At 71.3% G+C, this 22,385-nt stretch carries 20 protein-coding genes; 13 read left to right on the top strand and 7 right to left on the bottom strand.

Annotated elements, in window-relative coordinates; all coding sequences use genetic code 11:
• Position 1: 1 nt before the first annotated feature.
• Both ACIBUY_RS13715 and ACIBUY_RS13710 read left to right on the top strand, forming a co-directional pair.
• Positions 2 to 1,228, top strand: a complete 1,227-nt coding sequence (locus ACIBUY_RS13715) for a cytochrome P450 (RefSeq protein WP_399152639.1) — start codon at positions 2 to 4, stop codon at positions 1,226 to 1,228.
• Between the two features lie 98 nt (positions 1,229 to 1,326).
• The gene (locus ACIBUY_RS13710) at positions 1,327 to 1,932 is read left to right on the top strand and encodes a Uma2 family endonuclease (protein WP_399152638.1); all 606 of its coding nucleotides are present in this window, start codon (positions 1,327 to 1,329) and stop codon (positions 1,930 to 1,932) included.
• A 45-nt stretch (positions 1,933 to 1,977) separates the two neighbouring features.
• Here ACIBUY_RS13710 and ACIBUY_RS13705 read toward each other — a convergent pair whose 3' ends face one another.
• Both ACIBUY_RS13705 and ACIBUY_RS13700 read right to left on the bottom strand, forming a co-directional pair.
• Positions 1,978 to 3,600, bottom strand: a complete 1,623-nt coding sequence (locus tag ACIBUY_RS13705; RefSeq protein WP_399152637.1) for an ABC transporter permease — start codon at positions 3,598 to 3,600, stop codon at positions 1,978 to 1,980.
• Complete coding sequence (locus ACIBUY_RS13700; RefSeq protein WP_365564833.1) at positions 3,597 to 4,517, bottom strand: ABC transporter ATP-binding protein; 921 nt, start codon at positions 4,515 to 4,517, stop codon at positions 3,597 to 3,599. The genes ACIBUY_RS13705 and ACIBUY_RS13700 overlap by 4 nt, the downstream gene beginning before the upstream one ends.
• Positions 4,518 to 4,579: 62 nt before the next feature.
• Here ACIBUY_RS13700 and ACIBUY_RS13695 point away from each other — a divergent pair, with 62 nt between their 5' ends.
• On the top strand, positions 4,580 to 5,059 hold the full coding sequence (locus ACIBUY_RS13695) for a MarR family transcriptional regulator (protein ID WP_365564830.1): 480 nt from the start codon (positions 4,580 to 4,582) through the stop codon (positions 5,057 to 5,059).
• Between the two features lie 40 nt (positions 5,060 to 5,099).
• Here ACIBUY_RS13695 and ACIBUY_RS13690 read toward each other — a convergent pair whose 3' ends face one another.
• The gene (locus ACIBUY_RS13690; protein ID WP_399152636.1) at positions 5,100 to 5,933 is read right to left on the bottom strand and encodes a diacylglycerol kinase family protein; all 834 of its coding nucleotides are present in this window, start codon (positions 5,931 to 5,933) and stop codon (positions 5,100 to 5,102) included.
• A 182-nt stretch (positions 5,934 to 6,115) separates the two neighbouring features.
• Here ACIBUY_RS13690 and ACIBUY_RS13685 point away from each other — a divergent pair, with 182 nt between their 5' ends.
• From ACIBUY_RS13685 to ACIBUY_RS13675, 3 genes are all read left to right on the top strand, one after another.
• Entirely contained in the window at positions 6,116 to 7,399 is a 1,284-nt protein-coding gene (locus tag ACIBUY_RS13685; protein ID WP_365564825.1) for an adenylosuccinate synthase, read from the top strand.
• A gap of 95 nt (positions 7,400 to 7,494) precedes the next feature.
• A complete protein-coding gene (locus tag ACIBUY_RS13680; RefSeq protein ID WP_399152635.1) occupies positions 7,495 to 7,830 on the top strand; it encodes a hypothetical protein in 336 nt (111 codons plus the stop codon).
• A 161-nt stretch (positions 7,831 to 7,991) separates the two neighbouring features.
• A complete protein-coding gene (locus tag ACIBUY_RS13675; RefSeq protein WP_365564819.1) occupies positions 7,992 to 9,923 on the top strand; it encodes an NAD-binding lipoprotein in 1,932 nt (643 codons plus the stop codon).
• 43 nt (positions 9,924 to 9,966) lie between these two features.
• On the opposite strand, the gene ACIBUY_RS13670 is transcribed toward ACIBUY_RS13675, so the two are convergent.
• On the bottom strand, positions 9,967 to 11,862 hold the full coding sequence (locus ACIBUY_RS13670) for a protein kinase (protein WP_399152634.1): 1,896 nt from the start codon (positions 11,860 to 11,862) through the stop codon (positions 9,967 to 9,969).
• 229 nt (positions 11,863 to 12,091) lie between these two features.
• On the opposite strand from ACIBUY_RS13670, the gene ACIBUY_RS13665 reads away from it, so the two are divergent.
• Together ACIBUY_RS13665 and ACIBUY_RS13660 are read left to right on the top strand one after the other, a co-directional pair.
• Positions 12,092 to 12,817, top strand: a complete 726-nt coding sequence (locus ACIBUY_RS13665) for a hypothetical protein (RefSeq protein WP_399152633.1) — start codon at positions 12,092 to 12,094, stop codon at positions 12,815 to 12,817.
• Between the two features lie 184 nt (positions 12,818 to 13,001).
• Positions 13,002 to 14,357, top strand: a complete 1,356-nt coding sequence (locus tag ACIBUY_RS13660) for an aspartate aminotransferase family protein (RefSeq protein WP_365564811.1) — start codon at positions 13,002 to 13,004, stop codon at positions 14,355 to 14,357.
• A gap of 117 nt (positions 14,358 to 14,474) precedes the next feature.
• Here the strand turns inward: ACIBUY_RS13660 and ACIBUY_RS13655 are convergent, their stop codons facing one another.
• From ACIBUY_RS13655 to ACIBUY_RS13645, 3 genes are all read right to left on the bottom strand, one after another.
• On the bottom strand, positions 14,475 to 15,125 hold the full coding sequence (locus tag ACIBUY_RS13655; RefSeq protein WP_399152632.1) for a hypothetical protein: 651 nt from the start codon (positions 15,123 to 15,125) through the stop codon (positions 14,475 to 14,477).
• 112 nt (positions 15,126 to 15,237) lie between these two features.
• Positions 15,238 to 15,978, bottom strand: a complete 741-nt coding sequence (locus ACIBUY_RS13650) for a GntR family transcriptional regulator (protein WP_399152631.1) — start codon at positions 15,976 to 15,978, stop codon at positions 15,238 to 15,240.
• Positions 15,979 to 16,776: 798 nt separating this feature from the next.
• A complete protein-coding gene (locus ACIBUY_RS13645) occupies positions 16,777 to 17,514 on the bottom strand; it encodes an SLATT domain-containing protein (protein ID WP_365564804.1) in 738 nt (245 codons plus the stop codon).
• Between the two features lie 267 nt (positions 17,515 to 17,781).
• Here ACIBUY_RS13645 and ACIBUY_RS13640 point away from each other — a divergent pair, with 267 nt between their 5' ends.
• The 5 genes from ACIBUY_RS13640 (at position 17,782) to ACIBUY_RS13620 (ending at position 22,051) form a co-directional block, all read left to right on the top strand.
• Complete coding sequence (locus tag ACIBUY_RS13640; RefSeq protein WP_365564802.1) at positions 17,782 to 18,126, top strand: YbaB/EbfC family nucleoid-associated protein; 345 nt, start codon at positions 17,782 to 17,784, stop codon at positions 18,124 to 18,126.
• A gap of 94 nt (positions 18,127 to 18,220) precedes the next feature.
• On the top strand, positions 18,221 to 18,820 hold the full coding sequence (gene recR / locus ACIBUY_RS13635; RefSeq protein ID WP_018529216.1) for a recombination mediator RecR: 600 nt from the start codon (positions 18,221 to 18,223) through the stop codon (positions 18,818 to 18,820).
• Complete coding sequence (locus tag ACIBUY_RS13630; protein WP_365564800.1) at positions 18,813 to 19,478, top strand: DUF5063 domain-containing protein; 666 nt, start codon at positions 18,813 to 18,815, stop codon at positions 19,476 to 19,478. The genes recR and ACIBUY_RS13630 overlap by 8 nt, the downstream gene beginning before the upstream one ends.
• A gap of 213 nt (positions 19,479 to 19,691) precedes the next feature.
• A complete protein-coding gene (locus tag ACIBUY_RS13625) occupies positions 19,692 to 20,978 on the top strand; it encodes an aspartate kinase (protein WP_365564798.1) in 1,287 nt (428 codons plus the stop codon).
• Positions 20,978 to 22,051 (top strand): aspartate-semialdehyde dehydrogenase, encoded by a 1,074-nt coding sequence (locus ACIBUY_RS13620; RefSeq protein ID WP_365564795.1) that lies wholly within the window; start codon positions 20,978 to 20,980, stop codon positions 22,049 to 22,051. The genes ACIBUY_RS13625 and ACIBUY_RS13620 overlap by 1 nt, the downstream gene beginning before the upstream one ends.
• Positions 22,052 to 22,385 lie beyond the last annotated feature (334 nt).

Here is a 22,385-nt window from a genome sequence, read left to right as displayed (position 1 = left end):
CATGGAAGCCACCGCCGCCCCCGCCCCCGCCGTCTTCGACCCCTGGTCCCCGGCCTTCGTCGCCGACCCGTACCCCGCGTACGCGGCGCTGCGCGAGGCCGGCCGGGTCCACTGGTTCGAGCCGACGCGCCAGTACCTGATCCCGCACCACGCCGACGTCTCGGCGCTGCTGCGCGACCGGCGCCTCGGCCGCACCTACCAACACCGGTACGCGCACGAGGACTTCGGCCGCACGGCGCCCCCGCCCGAGCACGAGCCGTTCCACACGCTCAACGACCACGGCATGCTCGACCTCGAACCGCCGGACCACACGCGCATCCGCCGCCTCGTCTCGAAGGCGTTCACGCCGCGCACGGTGCAGCAACTCCAGCCGTACGTGGAGAAGTTGGCCGGTGACCTGGTGGCGGGCCTGGTCGCGGACGGCGGCGGCGACCTCCTCACCGCGGTCGCCGAACCCCTCCCGGTCGCGGTCATCGCGGAGATGCTCGGCATCCCGGAGGCCGACCGGCCCCTGCTGCGCCCCTGGTCGGCGGCGATCTGCGGCATGTACGAGCTGAACCCGCCGGACGAGACGGCACGGGCCGCGGTGCGTGCGTCGACCGAATTCACGGAGTATCTACGCGAGTTGATAGCCGCCCGGCGTGCCGCTCCCGGCGACGACCTGATCTCCGGGCTCATCTCCGCGTACGACGAGGGGGACCGCCTCACCGAGCAGGAAATGATCTCGACCTGCGTCCTGCTCCTCAACGCGGGCCACGAGGCCACGGTGAACTCGACGGTCAACGGCTGGTCGGCCCTGTTCCACCACCCCGCCCAACTGGCGGCCCTGCGCGCGGACCACTCCCTGATCCCCTCGGCCGTCGAGGAGCTGATGCGCTACGACACCCCGCTCCAGCTCTTCGAACGCTGGGTCCTGGACGACGTGGAACTGGCGGGCACCGTCATCCCCCGGGGCTCCGAAGTGGCCCTCCTCTTCGGCGCGGCCAACCACGACCCGGCGGTCTTCCCCGACCCGGCCCGCCTGGACCTGACTCGTACGGACAACCCCCACATCTCCTTCAGCGCCGGGATCCACTACTGCATCGGCGCACCGCTGGCCCGCCTCGAACTCGGCGCGTCCATGCGGGCGTTGCTCACCCAGGCGCCGACGCTGCGGCTCGCGGCGGAGCCGGTCCGCAAGCCGAACTTCGTGATCCGGGGGATGGAGGGGCTGGCTGTGGAGCTTTGACGATTCTGCGATCACTCGGGCGGGTGATCGCCTCTCGAACGCGACTCGTAAGCGCGTGGGCCTGGTCACAGTGGTGCCCGCCAGGAAAGGAGTGCACCATGACGGTTATGGCTGAGCGCACGTCGCCCGAGACGCTTCCGATGTCGGTGGAGGAGTTCGAGAAGATCGCCGCGTTCTCCGCCAAGGAGACCGAGGCCGTCAGGTTGGAGTTCATCAACGGACGGATCGGGATCAAGGGCGTGACGGACGGAAAGCACAGCTCACTCATCATGTGGTTGATCCGGCAGTGCATGCAGGCACGGCCGGATCTCGACCTGAACCCCACCCAGGGGCTCAAAGTCGAGGAGTACCGCAAGGGCAGGGCGGAGCCGGACGGCGTGCTGACCCCGGTGGACCACTTCATCGATCAGGGGGACTGGGCGGAGGCCGACGGTGTCCTGATGACGGTCGAAGTGACGTCGTACGACTCCGACACACACGCCCGCGACCGTGTGGAGAAGCCCGCCGCCTACGCCGCCGCGGACATCCCCGTGTATCTGCTGGTGGACCGCGATGCGGGCGCGGTGGTCGTGCACAGCAAGCCGGACGCAGCGCGCGGCGAGTACCGGGACATCCACACCGCGCTCTTCGGCGAGCGCGTCCGCCTCCCCGATCCGGTCGGGATCGAGCTGGACACCGAACAGCTCAAGCGGTACGTCCGCTGAGACTCACTGACAACAGGCCCCGCCGGCGTCCCGGTGGGGCCCCGCTCAGTTGGACATGTCCCGCCGCCGCAACCCCACCAGCCCCATCCCCACGAACACCACGGCCAGCCCCGTCAGGACCACCACGGCCCCCCACTCCATCTCCCCACCCGGCAGCTTCGGCAGGTGCCCGAACGGGGACAGGTCCATCACCGCCTGCGGCAGCTTCAGGGCCGGGCCGATCCAGCCGATCAGGAGCGCCGCGCCCGCCACGCCCCAGCCGCCGCCGACCGCCGCCCGCGGGGCGAGGCCGTAGAGGAGCATCGCCACACCGCCGAGCGCCCAGACCGCCGGGAGCTGGACCAGGCAGGCGCCCAGGACAGGGCCGAGGTCGTGACCGTGGCCGACCGCGAGGCCGAGGCCGCCGAGCAGCATGATCAGGGCCGCGCCGGCGAAGGCGATCACCAGATGGCCCGCCGCCCAGCGCAGCCGGCCCACCGCGCCCGCGAGCACCGGTTCGGCCCGCTGTGAGGTCTCCTCGCCGTGCATCCGCAGCACGGCCTGGACGACGTAGAGCGCGGCCACCATCCCGAGCATGCCGACCATCGCCGCGAGGAACGCGTCGGTGAGCCCGGACTGGCCGCCCATCCGCTCGATGATGTCGCGGGTGTTGGCGTTGTCGCCGACGAGGTCCGTGGCGCCGTTCGTGACGCCGCCGAGCGCGACGCCCGACGCGAAGAAGCCGAGGGACCAGCCGAGGACGCTGCCGCGCTGCAACCGCCAGGCCAGCGCGCCCGCGGAGGCGAGGCGGCCCTGCGCGGGACCCGGGCGGCTCGGCAGGAAACTCATGCCGATGTCGCGCCGCCCGGCCAGCGCGTACGCCGCAGCGCCCTGCGCGAGCACGGCCGCCGCGAACAGCAGCAGCACCCACCAGCGTTCACCGGCGTAGGCGCGGGTGTTCTCCAGCCAGCCGATCGGAGAGATCCAGGTCAGCACCGACGAACCGTCGTCCGTACCCGCGTCGCCCGCCGCCCGCAGCACGAACGCCACGCCCAGCAGGCCCGCGCTCACGCCCCGCGCGAGCCGCGCGCTCTCCGTGAACTGGGCGACGATCGCCGCCGTCGTCGCGAACACCATCCCGGCCCCGGCGGTCGCGAGCCCGAGCGCGACCCCGCCCGCGACGCCCCCGGCGCCCATCAGCGGCATCCCGACCGCGATGATCGCCGCCACCGCGGCGTTCGCGACGAGCGCGGTCAGCAGCGCGGCCGTGAGCGGCGCACGCCGCCCGACCATCGCGGCGGACACCATCTCCTGGCGCCCGCTCTCCTCCTCGTCACGGGTGTGCCGCACGACGATCAGCAGGCTCATCGCGGCCGCGAACAGCGCCGCGTACGCGCCCACGCGCCACACGGTGAGCCCGCCGAGCGAGTCGTCGATGGCCGGTCCGTACAGGGCGCGCAGCGAGCTGTTGGCCTGCATGGTGGTCAGCACGTCGGCGCGCTCGGCGGGCGTGGCGTAGATGCCCTTCAGCGTCCTCGGCATGGTGACCACGGTCAGTGCGACGACGTAGACCCAGATCGGGATCATCAGCCGGTCGCGGCGCAGCGCCAGCTTCAACAGGGCGCCGGTGGCGGCGAGTTGGCGGCTTCCGCCGGTGCGCGGCGCGTAGCCGGCGGTGAGGGCGGTCATCGGGCCGCCGCCGTCTCGGGCGTGCGCACGTCGTCCTGGTAGTGCCGCAGGAACAGCTCCTCCAGGGTCGGCGGCGTGCTGGTCAGCGACCGCACGCCGGACGCGGTGAGCGAGCGCAGCACGGCATCCAGCTTGTCGGTGTCCACCTGCAACTTGACGCGCTTTCCCTGTACGTCGATGTCGTGCACTCCGGGCAGCGACCCCAACTCGCCCGGTTCGCCGGTGAGTTCGGCCGTGATGCTGGTCCGCGTCAGATGCCGCAGCTGCGCCAGCGACCCGCTCTCCACGGTCTGTCCCTTGCGGATGATGGAGACGCGGTCGCACAACTCCTCGACCTCGCTGAGGATGTGGGACGACAGCAGCACCGTCTGCCCGCGCTCGCGGGCCGCCTCCTCCACGTACGACTGGAAGACCTCCTCCATCAGCGGGTCGAGCCCGGACGTGGGCTCGTCGAGGATGAGCAGGTCGACGTCCGAGGCGGCGAAGGCGGCGACGAGCGCGACCTTCTGCCGGTTGCCCTTGGAGTAGGTGCGGCCCTTCTTGGTCGGGTCGAGCTCGAAGTGCTCGATGAGGTCGGCGCGCCGCTTCGCGTCGAGCCCGCCCCTCAACTGCCCGTACAGGTCGATGACTTCACCGCCGCTGAGGTTGCGCCACAGGGTCACGTCCCCGGGTACGTACGCGACCTTGCGGTGCAGTTCGACGGCGTCCGCCCAGGGGTCGCGGCCGAGCATCTGCACGGCGCCCGAGTCGGCGCGCAGCAGGCCGAGCAGGACGCGGATGGTGGTCGACTTGCCCGCGCCGTTCGGGCCGAGGAAGCCGTGCACCTCTCCGGACTCGACGTCGAGGTCGAGCCCGTCGAGGGCGGCGGTCCTGCCGAACGACTTGTGGAGTCCGGAGACCGTGATTGCCTTCGTCATGTTTCTGAACGTACGCTTGCTTCACAAATTTGTGAAGTTAAGGAAGCCTATAAACTCGCGGTATGAGTAGCAACAGCAGCACGGACCCGTCCCGCTTCGTGGAGCGGTTCGCGGGCCAGCTCGTCGAGGCCGGCCTGCCCCGGATGCCCGCCCGCGTCTTCGCGGCGCTGCTCTCCTCGGAGGACGGCGCGCTCACGTCGGCGGAACTGGGGCAGCGGCTGCAGGTCAGCCCGGCGGCGGTGTCCGGCGCGGTGCGCTATCTGACGCAGGTCCACATGGTCACGCGCGAGCGGGAGCCCGGTACGCGGCGCGATCTGTTCCGGGTGCACGGGAACCAGTGGTACGAGGCGCTCGCCAGCCGGGACAGCGTCGTGAAGCGCTGGGTCGAATCGCTCGCGGAGGGCGTCGAAAGCTTCGGCGCGGACACCCCGGCGGGCAAGCGGCTGGGGGAGACGCTGGCGTTCTTCGAGTTCGTCCAGGGGGAACTGGGCGGCTTGATGGACCGCTGGCGGGAACACAGGAAGACGCTGGGCCTGGACTGAACCCCAAAGGCCCGAGCCGCTGCCCCAAAGCCCGATCCGCTCAGGGCAACGCCAACCCCCAGGCTCCCACCTGCACCCTCCAGGTCCGCTTCCGCACAGGCCCGCGCAGAGCCCCCGCATCCACCCGGTACCGGAAGTCCGGCCCCGACACGGTGACCGTACGGGCCTGCGTGAGCACGGGCTCCGAGGCCCCGCGGACCTCGACCCGCGCGAAGCCCGTCCCGGTCGCGGGTCCGACCAGCACCCCCTCGACCTCCTGGTCCAGGTCGACCAGCGTCACCCCGTCCGCCTCGACCCGCAGCCGCGCGGGCGCCACCGGCCCGGGCGGCGCGGGGCGTGCGGCCAGGGTGCGGACCAGCGAGCGGCACGTACGCAGCCAGGACCGGTCGAGCGCCACCCCCGCGGGCGGCGCCGGGGCGGCCACCGGCGGGATCCGCAGGTCACCGAGGACGACCCCGCCGCTGTCGTCCACCAGCAGGTCGAGCCGCCGCTCCGCCCCGTCGAGCGCGGCCCGCGCCGCGGCCACCGCCCCGAGCGGCACCCCGAGCGTGCGCGCGAGCGACACCGCACCGCCCACGGGGACCATCGAGAGCACCGCTCCGGTCAGCGCACGCTCCCGGTGCAGCGCGGTCACCACGCGCACGAGCGCCCGGTCGTCACCGACCACCACGGGGCGCCGCGCACCCCGCTTGGCCAGCACCTTCGCCAGATCCTCCGGCCCGTCCGGCAGGCACACCTTCGCGGTCGCCCCCGCACACAGGACGTCTTTCGCGATCCGGACGGATTCCCCGTCCGTTCGCCGGGCGAGGGGGTCCACGATCACCAGAAGTTCCCGGGAAAGACCCTCGTCCGCCCGGTCAGATGGATGGTCCAAAGCCGCCACCTCGGCCTTGCCTCGCTTCCTCGGGTAGCATCTTTGTGCAAGAGCCCCTTGCGCTATTGCGCCAGGGGCTTCGTCTATTCCGGGGCACCCCAAGGCTTACGAAGGCTTCGCCGCACCGCCGCGGCCGTGGCCCCTGACCTTGGACATGCCCCGCCCGGAAGGGGTGTACGCCTGTGCCCGCACTTGTGCTGCTCGGTGCTCAGTGGGGTGACGAAGGCAAGGGAAAGGCCACTGACCTGCTCGGTGGCTCCGTGGACTATGTAGTGCGTTACCAGGGCGGCAACAACGCCGGCCACACGGTCGTCGTAGGCGACCAGAAGTACGCGCTGCATCTCCTCCCTTCCGGAATCCTCTCCCCGGAGTGCACGCCAGTCATTGGCAACGGCGTCGTCGTCGACCCGTCGGTCCTGCTCTCCGAGCTGAGCGGTCTGAACGAGCGCGGCGTCGACACGTCCAAGCTCCTGCTCAGCGGTAACGCGCACATCATCACGCCGTACAACGTCACGGTCGACAAGGTGACGGAACGCTTCCTCGGCAAGCGCAAGATCGGCACGACGGGCCGCGGCATCGGTCCCACCTACGCCGACAAGATCAACCGCGTGGGCATCCGCGTCCAGGACCTCTACGACGAGTCGATCCTCACCCAGAAGGTCGAGGCGGCCCTCGAGGTCAAGAACCAGCTCCTCACGAAGCTCTACAACCGCCGTGCCATCGAGGCGCAGCAGGTGGTGGAGGAGCTCCTCGGCTACGCGGACCAGATCAAGGGCTACGTCGCCGACACGACCCTGATCCTCAACAAGGCGCTCGACGACGACAAGGTCGTGCTCTTCGAGGGCGGCCAGGGCACGCTCCTCGACATCGACCACGGCACGTACCCCTTCGTCACCTCCTCGAACCCGACCGCGGGCGGCGCCTGCACGGGCGCGGGCGTGGGCCCGACGAAGATCAGCCGCGTCATCGGCATCCTCAAGGCGTACACGACGCGCGTCGGCGCGGGCCCGTTCCCCACGGAGCTCTTCGACGACGACGGCGAGGCGCTGCGCCGCATCGGCGGCGAGCGCGGTGTCACCACCGGCCGTGACCGCCGCTGCGGCTGGTTCGACGCGGTCATCGCCCGCTACGCGACCCGCGTGAACGGCCTCACGGACTTCTTCCTCACGAAGCTCGACGTCCTGACGGGCTGGGAGCAGATCCCGGTCTGCGTCGCGTACGAGATCGACGGCAAGCGCGTCGAGGAACTCCCGTACTCGCAGTCCGACTTCCACCACGCGAAGCCGATCTACGAGACGCTGCCCGGCTGGTCCGAGGACATCACGAAGGCCAAGACCTTCGCCGACCTCCCCAAGAACGCGCAGGCGTACGTCAAGGCGCTCGAGGAGATGTCCGGCGCCCCGATCTCGGCGATCGGCGTGGGCCCCGGCCGCGACGAGACGATCGAGGTCAACTCGTTCCTGTAGGGCGGTAGTCGCCCGCTCCGCGTCCATGCCCCGGTCCGCTTCGGCGGACCGGGGCATGCGCCTTGTTCCAGGTTGCTTCAGGGGGAGTGACGAACGTGCGGATCGCGCGAGTCGGCAGGTACGAGAAGCTGCGCGAAGGGCTGGCGAACCTGGATCTGTCGCACCAGACGTTCGGCACCGGCGCCTGCGCGTCCGCGTACAAGGCGTCGGCCCGCGACGGGTACGCGCACATGACGGGCATGGCGGAGCGGGTCTACACACGCCGTGCCGACGGGCTCGTGGTGGACGTGACCGTCACGGCCCAGCCGGAGAGCGCGGCGCGCACGTCCCTGGAGCGGGTCTTCACGCAGGGCGCCGCCACCGTCGCCCCGGAGCTGGCCGACTCCCTCCTCGACGCGGCCGAGCGGCGGGTGCGGGCCGCCGCCAGGTGAGGCGGGTGCGTCCCTCTGGCCGCACCCCGCCTTGCAGAGGCCCCCGCCCCGTCGGATGATCAAGTCACCGAATGTCACCCAACGTAGCGACAGCAGTACGGATCGTCACTTTCCGTGCTTGATTGATCGAGGGAACATCGAGCGAACGGGGAGAGGCGCACATGGCTGAGCGCACGACCGAGCGCGCTTCCGAGCGGGTCACGGCCGGGGCCAGACTGCGGCTGCGGTACTGGTTCGACAACACGATGGCCCGGGGGACGCCCGCGCTGATCGGCTGGCTCACCGTCGTCTGCCTCGTCATCGTGATCCCGGCCAGTGCCGCACTCGTCTGGGCGGACCGGAACACCCCGACCACCATCGGCAACCAGTTCATCGCCATCTGGAAGAACGTGGGGAACACGTTCAAGCTGGGCGGAGCCGTCGGCACCCCCATGTACGTCGTGCTCTCCGTGCTGCTCGCCCTCGTCGCCCTGTTCTTCGCCTCGACGCTCGTCGGGCTCATCACCACCGGTGTGAACCGGAAGATCATGGCGCTGCGGCTCGGCAAGTCGATGGTCCTCGAGGACGCGCACACCGTGGTGCTCGGCTGGTCGGACCAGGTCTTTCCGGTCATCAGCGAGCTGGTCGAGGCCAACAGCAACGAGCGGCACCCGGCCGTCGCCATCCTCGCCGACGTCGACAAGGTCCACATGGAGGAGGAGATCCGGACCAAGGTGCCCGAGACCCGGAACACCCGGGTCATCTGCCGCACCGGCAACATCACCGACCCGGCCGTCCTCGGCATGGTCAACCCGCACACGGCCCGCGCCGTCATCGTCCTGGCCCCCGGCGACGACGACGCCACCGCCGCCGACGCCACCGTCATCAAGGCGCTGCTCGCCCTCAACAGCGAATCCGCGCCGCGCGGCGACGCCTATGTGGTCGCCGCCGTCCGCGACGGCCGCAACCACCCCGCGGCCCTGCTCGCCGCGGGCCCGGGCGGCTGCGTCCTGAACATCGACGACGTCACCGCGCGCCTGATCGTGCAGACCTCGCGACAGCCGGGCCTGTCCCTCGTCTACCAGGACCTGCTCGACTTCGAGGGCGACGAGTTCTACACGGTGGCCGAGCCGGCGCTCGTGGGCCGCCCCTTCGGGGAGGCCGTGCTCGCGTACGACACCTCGTCCGTGGTGGGTCTCGTCCGCGCGGACGGCAGCCAGCTGCTCTGTCCGCCGCCCGGGACCCGGATCAGGGAGGGCGACCAGATCGTCGCGGTCTCCCGGGACGACGACACCCTCGTCCTCGCCGACCGGCCCGCCGACGTCGACGAGAGCGCCATCGTCGCCCCGCAGGAGCGCGTACCGGTGCCGGAGCGCATCCTGATGCTCGGCTGGAACCGCCGCGCCCCGATGATCATCGAGCAGCTCGCGGGATACGTCGCCCAGGGCTCGGTCCTCGACATCGTGGCGCGGGGTGCGCGCGCCGCCGACGAGGCCCGCGTGCTGACCGAGCAGCCGAACCTCAAGATCGCCTTCCGCTCCGGCGAGACGGCGCGGCCCGAGGTGCTCGCCGGCCTGGACGTCGGCTCGTACAGCGGCATCGTGGTCCTCGGGTACGAGGACGAGAACCCCACCCTCGCCCACCACTACGACCCGGACGGGGACACGCTCGTGACCCTGCTCCATCTGCGGGCCCTGGAAGCCGAGTTGGGGTGCGAACTGCGGGTCGTCACGGAGATGGCCGACGACTCCAACCGGGCGCTCGCCCCGATCAGCGAGGGCGCCGACTTCATCGTCAGCGGCAAGCTGATCAGCCTGCTGATGGCACAGATCTCGGAGAACCGGAAGCTCGCCGCCCTCTTCCGTGAGCTCGGCGACGCGGACGGCGCCGAGATCTACCTCAAGCCCGCGACCGACTACGTCGCGGCCGGGGCCGAGGTCACGTACGCGACCGTCGTCGAGGCGGCCCGCCGTCAGGGCCAGTACGCCATCGGCTACCGGCTGCTCCAACAGGCCACCACCGCACCGCGGTTCGGGGTGCGGCTCAACCCGGACAAGCGGGAGCGGGTGCGGCTGGGGGCGGGCGACAGCGTGATCGTGGTGGCCGAGAGCTGACGTCCGAGAGGTGATGGCCGAGAGCTGAGAGCCCGGCAGGCTGTCAGCTCTCCTTGTCGTACGTGAACGTCTGTTGATTGCCCGTCGCGTCGATCAGCTCGCGCTTCAGCTGGCCCGAGGGCAGGACCGTGACCGTGCTCGGTGTGCCCTTGCGGCAGGACGACGCAGAGGGCTCCGCGACCGTGACCTCGGTGCCCGCGACATGCATCTCCGTGTCGTCGGCCGAGGCCAACTTGCCCTGGAACACACAGTGGTAGGGCGAGCCGTTGTTCTGCGTGCCGTCCTGGGTCAGGGACAGCACCGTGTCGCCGGGCTCGCCCTGCTGGACGACGAGACGGCGGGTGATGGGCCCGTAGTCGTTCACCGCCTCGTTCGTCCACGTGCCGAGGTACTTCTCCGGTATGCCGCCCGCCGTGGACTGCGGGGTGTCGGACGGGGCGGACGACTGCGGTGGCGTCGGGGAGTCCTGGCCCTGCGTCGAGGGTGCGGGGGTCGGGGACACCGGGGCCGACGCGGTCGGTGTACCGCTGCTCTGCGCCGTGGTGGACGACTTCCCGTCGTCCTTCATCAGGGCGTACACCGAACCGCCCGCGCCGAGCGCCACTATCAACGCGACCGCGACCAGCGCCGCCGTCGACCGGCCGCCCCGGCGCGGGGGCTCCGGCTGGGGGACGGGCAGGTGCGGGACGCCGGGCCCGTACGGGGGCGTCTGGCCCCAACTCCCTTGCGGATAACCGTAGGCGGGTGCCTGCGGCTGCTGGGGGTGCGGCTGGGCGGGCGGCAGCGCCGGATAGCCGTACGCGGGCGCCGCGGGCGGCAGCGCTGGGGCGGCCGCCGGGGGTTCCTGGCCCGGGCCCACCACCACCGTGGGCAGGTGGTCGAGCGGCGCCGCGCCAGGGGCGCCCGGGGGCGGCGGTGCGGAGCTCGGGTTCGGGCTCGGGGTCTCCTGCGAGCTCGGGACCGGGAAGGGGGCCGGAACTGGATCCGGGGCCTCGGGGTCCGCGGAGTCCGGGTCCTCCGAGTCCAGCAACTGCACCGCGTGGCGGCCCAGTTGAGCCACCAGCGCACCCGGCAGCCACGGATCGCGCGTGCGGCCGCCGTCCGCCAGGGTGTCCTCGGCGTCGGTGCGCTCCAGGATCTCCTCGAGCGAGGGCCGGTCCGCGGGCTGCTTGTGCAGACAGTCCCGGACGAGATCCTGCAGCCCCTCCGGGAGGCCGCTCAGGTCCGGCTCCTCCTGGGCGATGCGGAACATCAGGGCGTGCACCCCGCTGTTCGACGTGCCGAAGGGCAGCGCGCCCGTCGCCGCGTACGCGAGCACCGAGCCCAGACAGAACACGTCGCAGGCCGGGGTGATCCGGTCGCCGCGCACCTGCTCGGGCGCCATGAAACCGGGGGAGCCGACGAGCGCGCCGGTTCTCGTCAGGCCGCCGTCCGTGACGGTCTCCAGGGCGCGCGCGATGCCGAAGTCGATGACGCGCGGGCCGTCGATGGTCACCAGCACGTTCGACGGCTTCAGGTCGCGGTGGATGATCCCCGCGTCGTGGATGTCCTTGATCGCGTGCGCGAGGCCGGCCGCGAGGATGCGTACGGAACGCTCCGGCAGCGCGCCGTAGTCGTGCGAGACGACCTGCTGGAGGGACGGGCCCGCGACGTAGCCGGTCGCGACCCACGGGATCCGCGCCTCCGTGTCCGCGTCGAGCACCGGCGCCGTCCACGCGCCGCCGACGCGCCGCGCCGCCTGCACCTCCTGGCGGAACCGGTTCCTGAACTCCTCCTGCTCCGCGAGTTCTTGGCGCACCAGCTTCACCGCGACGGTGCGTCCGCGCTCCGAGCGCGCGAGGTACACCTGCCCCATCCCGCCCGCGCCGAGCCGGCCGATGAGCCGGTACGCGCCGATCCGCTGCGGGTCTCCCGGACCCAGCGACTCGAGCCTCTCCATGTCGCGCCACCCTCCCCCGTACGTGACCAACAGACTGAGAATAGTGCGGGCATAAGACACAGAGGACGGGAGCGGCTTCTACGGTTCCGTAACGGGTTGCGTAACAGCCGCTGCGCTCCGTTGCTCTTCAAGCGATCGCAGTTTTCCGGAAGTTGACTTCCGGTGGTCGGAAGTCGGGGACGATGGCGGGGTGGTTCAGGCAGTTCGCCCCCTATCGCCAGGAGACCGTGTGACCCCCGCCGTACGCGCCATCGCGCGCGCCGCGCTCGCCGCCCGGCCGCTCTCGCTCGCCGAACTCGACGCCAGGGCAGGCTTGTTGACCCGGCACGACCGCGCCTACCTCGTCCCCTACGAGGTCTTCCAGGACGTCGCGACCCTGCTCACCGATCCCCGCAGGGCGGGCGGGGCGCTGCGGGCGCTGTCGGTGAACGGGCGGCGCTGGTTCGCGTACCGGACGACGTACTACGACACGGCGGACCTGCGCGCGTTCCACGACCGGCGCCGCACGGTCCGGGAGCGGCTCTACGCGGACACGGGGGAGCGGCGGCTCGAGATCGCGCTGCGCGGCACACGGGGCGAGACGGTCACGCACCGGCGACGCCTTGCCTCCGGCGAGCAGGTCCTCGACGCCGCCGGGGCCTTCGGGCGCGCGTGCGGGGTGGCCGTGCCCGAGGGCTTGCGGCCGGTGCTCGTCGTGGAGCACGGACGCGCCACGTTCGTCGCCGACGGGGAGCGGGTGACGTGTGATGCGGAGGTCGTGGTGCGGGACGTGGGCGACGAGGGGCGGGAGGTTCGGGGGGACGGCGGCCTGGTGCGGGTCGGGTCGAAGGGGCGGCTTCCGGTGGGGGAGGCGGACCGGGTGCTGGGGCGGTTCGGGGTGGGGGCGGTCGAGGGCGGGGAGTACGGCCGGGGGGTGGTGGCGGTGCGGCCTGAATTGGCCGGCCTGGCGCCGTAGCTCCGCCGGTTCGCCGCCGGGTGCGCCTTCGTCGTGGCGACCAGCCCCCACCGGCCCGCAGACCGCGACGCGCCGGGACCCGGCCGTCGCGTCCGGTGAACACGACAACCTGTCGCGTTCGCCTCCGTCCCACAGACAGGACGCCGATAGTGCGGCACCACCGGGGACATTTACCCTCGGCCCCATGACCCCTCAGCCGAATCCCCAGGTCGGCGCCGCCGTGAAGGCCGCGGACCGTGCGCACGTGTTCCACTCCTGGTCCGCACAGGAACTCATCGACCCGCTCGCCGTCGCCGGTGCCGAAGGCTCGTACTTCTGGGACTACGACGGCAACCGCTACCTCGACTTCACCTCCGGGCTCGTCTACACGAACATCGGGTACCAGCACCCGAAGGTCGTCGCCGCGATCCAGGAGCAGGCCGCGACGATGACGACCTTCGCGCCCGCCTTCGCCATCGAGTCGCGCTCCGAGGCCGCACGCCTCATCGCCGAGCGCACCCCCGGCGACCTCGACAAGATCTTCTTCACGAACGGCGGCGCGGACGCCGTCGAGCACGCCCTGCGCATGGCCCGTCTGCACACGGGCCGCCCCAAGGTGCTCTCCGCGTACCGCTCGTACCACGGCGGCACCCAGCAGGCCATCAACGTCACCGGCGACCCGCGCCGCTGGGGCAGCGACAGCGGCACGGCCGGGGTCGTGCACTTCTGGGCGCCGTTCCTGTACCGCTCGCGCTTCTACGCCGAGACGGAGGAGCAGGAGTGCGCGCGTGCACTTGAGCACCTCGAGACGACCATCCAGTTCGAGGGTCCTGCCACCATCGCGGCGATCATCCTGGAGACGGTCCCGGGCACGGCGGGCATCATGCTGCCGCCGGCCGGCTACCTGGCGGGCGTGCGCGAGCTGTGCGACAAGTACGGCATCGTCTTCGTGCTCGACGAGGTCATGGCCGGGTTCGGGCGCACCGGTGAGTGGTTCGCCGCCGATCTGTACGACGTCACGCCCGACCTGCTGACCTTCGCGAAGGGCGTGAACTCCGGGTACGTGCCGCTGGGCGGTGTCGCGATCAGCGGTGCCATCGCCGAGACGTTCGCCAAGCGGCCCTACCCGGGCGGTCTGACGTACTCCGGACACCCGCTGGCCTGCGCCGCGGCCGTCGCCACCATCAACGTGATGGAGGAGGAGGGCATCGTCGCGCAGGCCGCGAAGACGGGCGCGGAGATCGTCGGGCCCGCTCTGCGCGAGCTGGCCGAGCGGCACCCGTCGGTGGGCGAGGTGCGCGGCGTCGGCATGTTCTGGGCCCTCGAGCTCGTACGGAACAAGGAGACCCGGGAGCCGCTGGTGCCGTACAACGCGGCGGGTGAGGCGAACGCGCCGATGGCCGCGTTCGGCGCCGCCGCCAAGGCGCACGGCCTGTGGCCCTTCATCAACATGAACCGCACCCACGTGGTGCCGCCGCTGAACGTCTCCGAGGCGGAGGTCAAGGAGGGCCTCGCGGCGCTCGACGCGGCGCTGGCGGTCGCGGACCAGCACACCGTCTGACGCGGCTGATACGTCTGACGCGGCTGACACGTCTGGCGCGGCTGATACGTCAGACACGTCAGACGGGGCTGATACGTCTGAGGGGGCGGGGCCGCGGCCCCGCCCCGGCTCAGGTCCTCAGCTGAAGATGATCATCGAGCCCTGGGCCAGGCTGCGGGTCGCCGCCTGGTGCAGGCCGAGCCACACGTGCCGTTCGCGGGCGAAGGGGCTGTCGTCGAGGGGGACGGGCGCGGCCGGTTCCTCCAGGGCCGTGGGACCCGCGGGCGGGGCCGGCGGGAGCGGCGGGTTGGCCGGGTCTATGCCGATCGACGGGGCCACGTACTCCAGTTCCCGCAGCAGGGCGTGGGACGAGCCCAACGGGCCGCCGCCCTCGAGGAGTTCGTCGTTCGACAGCGGCGCCGGGAAGTCCACGGGGACGTACGCCCCCGCGTGGTCGTAGTGCCACACGAGGTGCGAGCCCTGGGCCGTGGGCTCGAACATCTCCAGCAACTGCTCGTAGTCCCCGCCGAGTTCGTCCACCGGCGTGACCGCGAGCCCGCACATCTGCAGCAGGTACGCGCGCCGCAGGAAGTGCAGCGCGTCGTAGTCGAACCCCGCGACCGGCGCCACGTCGCCGGAGAGCCCCGGCATGTACGAGTAGACCGGCACCGGCGGCAGTCCCGCCTCGTGCAACGCCTTGTCGTAGAGGGCGAGTTCCTCGGCGAAGGGATTGTCGGGGCTGTGGCACAGCACGTCGACGAGGGGGACGAGCCACAGGTCACAGGCCAAGGGGGCTCCTTAGGACTCCGGGGTGAGCGGCGTGTTCTCGGCGTACGTCAGGGTAGTCGGCGGCGGCCCGACACAGCCCTGTCTTGCGGGTACCCGGGCTCCCTACGGATCCTCAGCCGTTCTGCCCTTGCTGCCCTTCCTGCCCGCTCTGCCCGCTCTGCCCGCCCTGTTCGTTCACCAGACGCTCCATCAGGGCGAGCGACTCCGTGTTGTACGACGCGACGATCGCGTGCGCGCCCGGGGCGTCCCGGCGGGCCAGGGCGTCCACGAGGTCGCAGTGCCCCGACCACAGGTGCCCCTTCAGATCGCCGGCGCGACGCAGATACGGCACCGCGCACATCCAGGACTGCAGGCGGAGCCGGTGGAAGAAGTCCGAGAGGTACGCGTTGCCGAACAGGGCGGAGAGCTCCCGCCAGAAGCGCAGGTCGTAGCCGATGAGGACGTTCAGGTCACCGGCGCCTGCCGCGCGGGCCGCCTCCTCGCCACGACGGCGTACGCCGGACAGGTCCTCCGGGGAACGCGGGTCGGGCTCGGGGTGCTCGGCCAGGCCGCGGAAGATGCCGTCCGCGACGAGGCTGCGGGCCTCGATCATCGCCCGGTAGTCGGTCAGGGAGTACTCGTGGACGCGGAAGCCGCGGTGCTGGGCCGAGTCGAGCAGGCCCTGCGCGGTGAGGTCGACCAGGGCCTCGCGGACCGGGGTGGCCGACACCCCGTACCCCTCGGCGATCTCCTTGACCGTGAACTCCTGGCCCGGGGCGAGGCGGCCGCCCAGGATCTCGTCGCGCAGCGCGTCCGCGATCTGCCGGCGCAGGGTGTTGCGGGTGACGGCGGGGCCGTCTGGAGCGGGCGGCACGGGTGGGTCCCCCCGGTTCGGCTGGGTGACAGGGTGCGGGCCAGCCTATCCGGGCCCTCGCACCCCAGGGACTCCGTCCCCGGGGCCCGGCGGCCCCACGCCGCCATCCGTCCCACCGCTGCCGCGGCGCCCCCCGTTTCCCCACCCACCCGCCCACCATGGGTGGAGGGAACGCCGTCCCCTCCACCCCGTACGACCTCGCGCCGTTGTCCACCCCGGCGTCGTCGTTCATCCCGCTGGGCGGGGGGCTGGCGGGTGGGGACCCCGGCGAGGCTCCCGGTTCCGTGCGGCCTCGCGCCGTCGGGCGTCCCGTTGGGTGGGGGCTGGCGGCTGGGACCTCGGTGAGGCTCCCGGTTCCGTGCGGCCTCGCGCCGTCGGGCGTCCCGGCGTCGTCGTCCATCCCGCTGGGCGGGGGGCGGACGGGTGGGAACCTCGGCGAGGCGCTCCACCTCGTGCGGCCTCGCGCCGTCGTCCATCCCGCCGTCGCTGTCCATCCCGCCAGGGGGGCGGACGGATGGGAACCCGGCGGGTCCCGGGCCCGCACGGACCCGCACCGTCACCGTCCCACCGCGCCCGCGGCGCACCCCGGCCCCCCTGAGACCTCGCGCACCCCGGCCCCGTGAAACCCCGCGCACCCCCGCCCCTGAAACCCGGCCCCCCTGAGACCTCGCGCACCCCGGCCCCCTGAAACCCGGCCCCCTGAAACCCCGCGCACCCCCGACCCCCGCTGCAACCCGAAGGCCCCACCCCCGCTGCAACCCGAAGGTCCCACCCCCGCTGCAACCCGGGGAGAGCCGCCTACCTCGGCTCCGGCGGCCGCTGCCTGGGCATGTTCGGCCGGGCCCCCGGTGGCAGCGGAAAGCGGCCGGGGGACGGCTCCGCGGGGCGGGGGATGCCGGGGACCGAGGACTGCATGCCGAGCGGCGCGGGGCCGGAGCGGAACTCGACCATCCAGTCCGCGGTCTCGGCCCGCACCAGCTCCGTGACGTCCTCCGTGAAGCGGCGAAGAACAGACAGGCACCGCTCCGCCGCCTCGCTCGCCGTGCCCTCCGTCGGCCCGAGCACCTCGCGCACGCTCTCCGACGCCCAGTCGAACTGCAGCACCTGCAGCCGCCGCTGCACCGCCTGCGCCGTGGCGACATCCCTTATCCAGCCCGAGGTGAGGCCGAAGTACCGGTCGCAGCCGATGCAGGCCACCGCGAGGAGGAGCGCCAGGTATCCCCAGGGCGCGGCCCCGCCCGCCGCCCCGGTGAGATCCAGCAACGGAAGCGCGCCCGCGGCGACCGCCCCGAGCGCGGCGCCGCCGCGCAGCGCCCGGGCGCCCCGCCGCTTCCACACCCGGTCGGTGAGGTACCAGGCCGCGGTGCGCAGAGCACCCTGCTCGACCCAGCGGTACAGCTCGTCGAGCCGCTCCGCGGGCTCGCCCCAGTCACCGAGCGGGAACGTCCGCCCCGTGAGGTCGCCCGAGCGCACACCGTCACCCTGCCCCGCGCCCTCCTGGGGCGGTCCTTCGGGCTGCATCTCCGGCTGGCTCACCCGGCACTCCCTTATGGCTGTTACGTGTGGCTGTTACGGCGCGGCTGTTGCGGCTGGGGCTGAATGTGCAGCATCTTTCCTACCGCCCAATGGGTGGCCAAGCTCCCGTTTTCGCGGGTTTTCCGCTCAGAAGTGGGCCTTCATCAGGTATAGGAAAGCCGCCCATCTCACTCGAAAGAGTGCAGTGTGATGTGCCGGGGCAGGTACCCCCCGGACCACGTAGGCTCGAACCGAAGCGACCGAGAGACGCCAGAACAGGAGCTGATCGTGATTCCCGGTGGTGGCCAGCCCAACATGCAGCAGCTGCTCCAGCAGGCCCAGAAGATGCAGCAGGACCTCGCGAAGGCTCAGGAGGAGCTGGCGCAGACGGAGGTCGACGGCCAGGCCGGCGGCGGCCTCGTCAAGGCGACGGTGACGGGATCGGGTGAGTTGCGCGGGCTGGTGATCGACCCCAAGGCGGTCGACCCCGAGGACACCGAGACCCTCGCCGACCTGGTGGTCGCGGCGGTCCAGGCGGCGAACGAGAACGCGCAGACGCTCCAGCAGCAGAAGCTCGGCCCGCTCGCGCAGGGCCTCGGCGGCGGCAGCGGCATCCCGGGCCTCCCCTTCTAGCCCCGGCGCCAACTACCGTACGTACCAAGCGAGCGAGCACAGAAACCAGCACAGAAACCAGCACAGAAACCAGCACAGGAAAGGGACGGCTTCCGTGTACGAAGGCGTGGTCCAGGACCTCATCGACGAGTTGGGCAGGCTGCCCGGCGTCGGTCCCAAGAGCGCGCAGCGGATCGCCTTCCACATCCTGCAGGCGGAGCCCACGGACGTACGGCGTCTCGCGCAGGCCCTCATGGAGGTCAAGGCGAAGGTCCGCTTCTGCGCGACGTGCGGGAACGTGGCGCAGGAAGAGCTCTGCAACATCTGCCGCGACCCGCGCCGCGACCTGAGCGTGATCTGCGTGGTCGAGGAGCCCAAGGACGTCGTGGCGATCGAGCGCACCCGCGAGTTCCGCGGCAAGTACCACGTGCTCGGCGGCGCCATCAGCCCCATCGAGGGCGTCGGTCCCGACGACCTGCGTATACGAGAACTTCTCGCGCGGTTGGCCGACGGGACGGTCACGGAGCTGATCCTGGCCACCGATCCGAACCTGGAGGGCGAGGCCACGGCGACGTACCTCGCCCGCATGATCAAGCCCATGGGCCTGAAGGTCACCCGCCTGGCCAGCGGCCTCCCCGTCGGGGGCGACCTGGAGTACGCGGACGAGGTCACCCTCGGCCGCGCCTTCGAGGGGAGACGACTCCTAGATGTCTGACGCCACGCTGCACGCCACCGCGCAGGACCCGAACGACTTCGCGGTCCAGATCTCCGACCAGGTCGAGTCGTTCATCGTCGCGGTCACCGAGATCGCGAAGGGCGACGAGCCGGACTCGGCCGTCCCGTTCCTGCTGCTCGAGGTCTCTCAACTGCTGCTCGCCGGCGGGCGGTTGGGCGCCCACGAGGACATCGTCCCGGACGAGCGCTACGAGCCGGACCTGGGACCCGAGCCGGACGTGGACGTGCTGCGCGAGGGTCTCGCGCGGCTGCTCGACCCCGTCGACGTGTACTCCGAGGTCTTCGACCCGTACGAGCCGCGCAAGGCGCCGGTCGCCGCGCGCATCTCGGACGACCTGGCCGACGTGATCACCGACCTGCGCCACGGCATGGCCCACTACCGGGCGGGCCGGATCACCGAGGCGCTGTGGTGGTGGCAGTTCTCGTACTTCTCGAACTGGGGCTCCACGGCCTCCGCGACCCTGCGCGCCCTGCAGTCCCTGGTCGCCCACGTCCGCCTCAACCAGCCGCTGGACGACCTCGACGGCCTGGACACGGACGAGGACCTGTCCACCGCCGAGGCCACCCTCGAGGAAGAGGCGGGCAAGGTCATGGCGGAGGAGATCGCGGGCCCGCTGGGCCTGCGCCCCGTGAAGTGACCTGGCCCACTTTCCCGGTTGCTCCCACCCGGTCCGGGCATGTGCTTGATCGGGCGGCCGGAACCCCCTACCGAAACCCCGGGTGATCACCTCGTGAGCGGGACATCTCACGATGCGATATGCCCGGGGCGGATTTCGGCCGCTCGTTAAACTGAGCCGACCGCAGTACGCGTACGTACATGTGGTGACAGACGGACTGAGCGAGGAGCGCACGTGGGCCTTGTCGTGCAGAAGTACGGAGGCTCCTCCGTAGCCGATGCCGAGGGCATCAAGCGGGTCGCCAAGCGCATCGTCGACGCCAAGAAGAACGGCAACCAGGTGGTTGTCGTGGTGTCAGCGATGGGCGACACGACGGATGAGTTGATCGATCTCGCCGAGCAGGTTTCCCCGATTCCTGCCGGGCGCGAATTCGACATGCTGCTGACCGCCGGAGAGCGGATCTCCATGGCCCTGCTGGCCATGGCGATCAAAAACCTGGGCCACGAGGCCCAGTCGTTCACGGGCAGCCAGGCAGGCGTCATCACCGACTCCGTCCACAACAAAGCCCGGATCATCGACGTCACGCCGGGCCGGATCCGCGAGTCCCTGGACAAGGGCAACATCGCGATCGTCGCCGGGTTCCAGGGCGTCTCGCAGGACAAGAAGGACATCACCACCCTCGGGCGCGGTGGCTCCGACACCACGGCCGTGGCCCTCGCCGCCGCGCTGGAGGCCGAGGTCTGCGAGATCTACACCGACGTCGACGGCGTGTTCACCGCCGACCCGCGTGTGGTGAAGAAGGCGCGGAAGATCGACTGGATCTCCTTCGAGGACATGCTGGAGCTCGCCAGCTCCGGCTCGAAGGTGCTGCTCCACCGCTGCGTGGAGTACGCCCGTCGGTACAACATCCCGATCCACGTGCGGTCCAGCTTCAGCGGACTGCAGGGGACCTGGGTCAGCAACGAACCGCTCGCAGTCAGCACAGACAAGGACAAGGCCGTGGAGCAGGCGATCATCTCCGGTGTCGCGCACGACACCTCCGAGGCGAAGGTCACCGTCGTCGGCGTCCCGGACAAGCCGGGCGAGGCCGCCAAGATCTTCCGGGCCGTGGCCGACGCCGAGATCAATCTCGACATGATCGTCCAGAACGTGTCGGCGGCCGCGACCGGCCTGACCGACATCTCCTTCACGCTCCCCAAGACCGAGGGCCGCAAGGCCATCGACGCCCTGGAGAAGCAGAAGGCCAACGTCGGCTTCGAGTCGCTGCGTTACGACGACCAGATCGCCAAGATCTCGCTCGTGGGCGCCGGCATGAAGACGAACCCGGGTGTCACGGCCGGGTTCTTCGAGGCGCTCACCGACGCGGGCGTCAACATCGAGCTGATCTCCACCTCCGAGATCCGCATCTCCGTCGTCACGCGCGCCGATGACGTCAACGAGGCAGTGCGCGCCGTGCACTCCGCCTTCGGTCTCGACTCGGACTCCGACGAGGCCGTGGTCTACGGGGGCACCGGCCGCTGATGGGCCGTCCTGTTACGGCCTCCGCCGGGCGTCCGACGCTCGCGGTCGTGGGAGCGACCGGGAGCGTCGGCGCCGTGCTGTTGCAGATCCTGTCGCAGCACGCGGACATCTGGGGCGAGATCCGGCTCGTGGCCTCGGCCCGCTCGGCGGGGCGCAAGCTCGCCGTGCGCGGTGAGGAGGTCGAGGTCCTCGCCCTGGAGGAGTCGGTCTTCGACGGCGTCGACGTCGCGATGTTCGACGTGCCCGACGAGGTGGCGGCGCAGTGGGCGCCGATCGCGGCCGCCAAGGGCGTCGTGGTCGTGGACAACTCGGCGGCGTTCCGCCTCGACCCGGACGTGCCGCTGGTCGTCCCCGAGGTCAATCCGCACGCCGCGCGCGTGCGGCCGCGCGGCATCATCGCCAACCCCAACTGCACGACGATGTCGATGATCGTGGCCATCGGCGCGCTGCACGCCGAGTTCGGCCTGCGCGAGCTGGTGGTGTCGAGCTACCAGGCGGTGAGCGGGGCGGGCCGTGGCGGCGTCGAGACGCTGCGCGAACAGCTCTCGCTCGTCGCCGGTACGGATCTGGGGACCAGCCCGGGCGATGTGCGCCGCGCCGTCGGCGACCGCACCGGGCCCTTCCCCGAGCCCGTCGCGCTGAACGTGGTGCCGTGGGCCGGAACGCTGCGCGAGGACGGCTGGTCGTCGGAGGAGATGAAGGTGCGGGACGAGTCCCGCAAGATCCTCGGCCTTCCGGGTCTGCCGGTGGCCGTCACGTGTGTCCGCGTCCCGGTCGTCACCACGCACTCCCTGACCGTCCACGCCCGCTTCCAGAGCGAGGTCACCGTGGACCGTGCGCGCGAGATCCTCGCGACCGCACCCGGCGTCGTGCTCTTCGACAACCCGGCCGCCGGTGAATTCCCCACGCCCGCCGACGCGGTGGGCACCGACCCGACCTGGGTGGGCCGCGTGCGCCGCTCGCTCGACGATCCGGCCGGGCTCGAACTCTTCGTCTGCGGGGACAACTTGCGCAAGGGCGCCGCGCTGAACACGGCGCAGATCGCGGAACTGGTGGCCGCCGAGTTCGCGTGAGGTGCGTGAGGTGCGCGAGATGTGCGTGATGTGCGCCTCTCCTGGCGTCCGCCTTGCGGTCACCCCCTTCCCATATGCGGATTCGCTCGTAGGATCTGTGTAAGTTCTGTGGCCCCAGTGGTTCAGACCAGTGGTTCAGACCATGCGCTCGAAGATTTCCTCCCCGTCCTGCAACCGCGCGCAGGGCGGGGAGCGTCTTTGCGGTCGCCCTCGGGGGCGGAGCAGCGCAGAGGGCAATTGGGGCATAGGGGAAGAGTAGGTACGCATGTCGGCATTTGACGGTTCGTCATTGGTGGGGATGACGAGGTCTGTCGTAAATGAGGCGCCCGACGCG

The sequence above is a fragment of the Streptomyces sp. NPDC050085 genome, from assembly GCF_044460595.1.
Taxonomy (GTDB): domain Bacteria; phylum Actinomycetota; class Actinomycetes; order Streptomycetales; family Streptomycetaceae; genus Streptomyces.
This window is presented reverse-complemented; position numbering and strand designations above follow the sequence as displayed.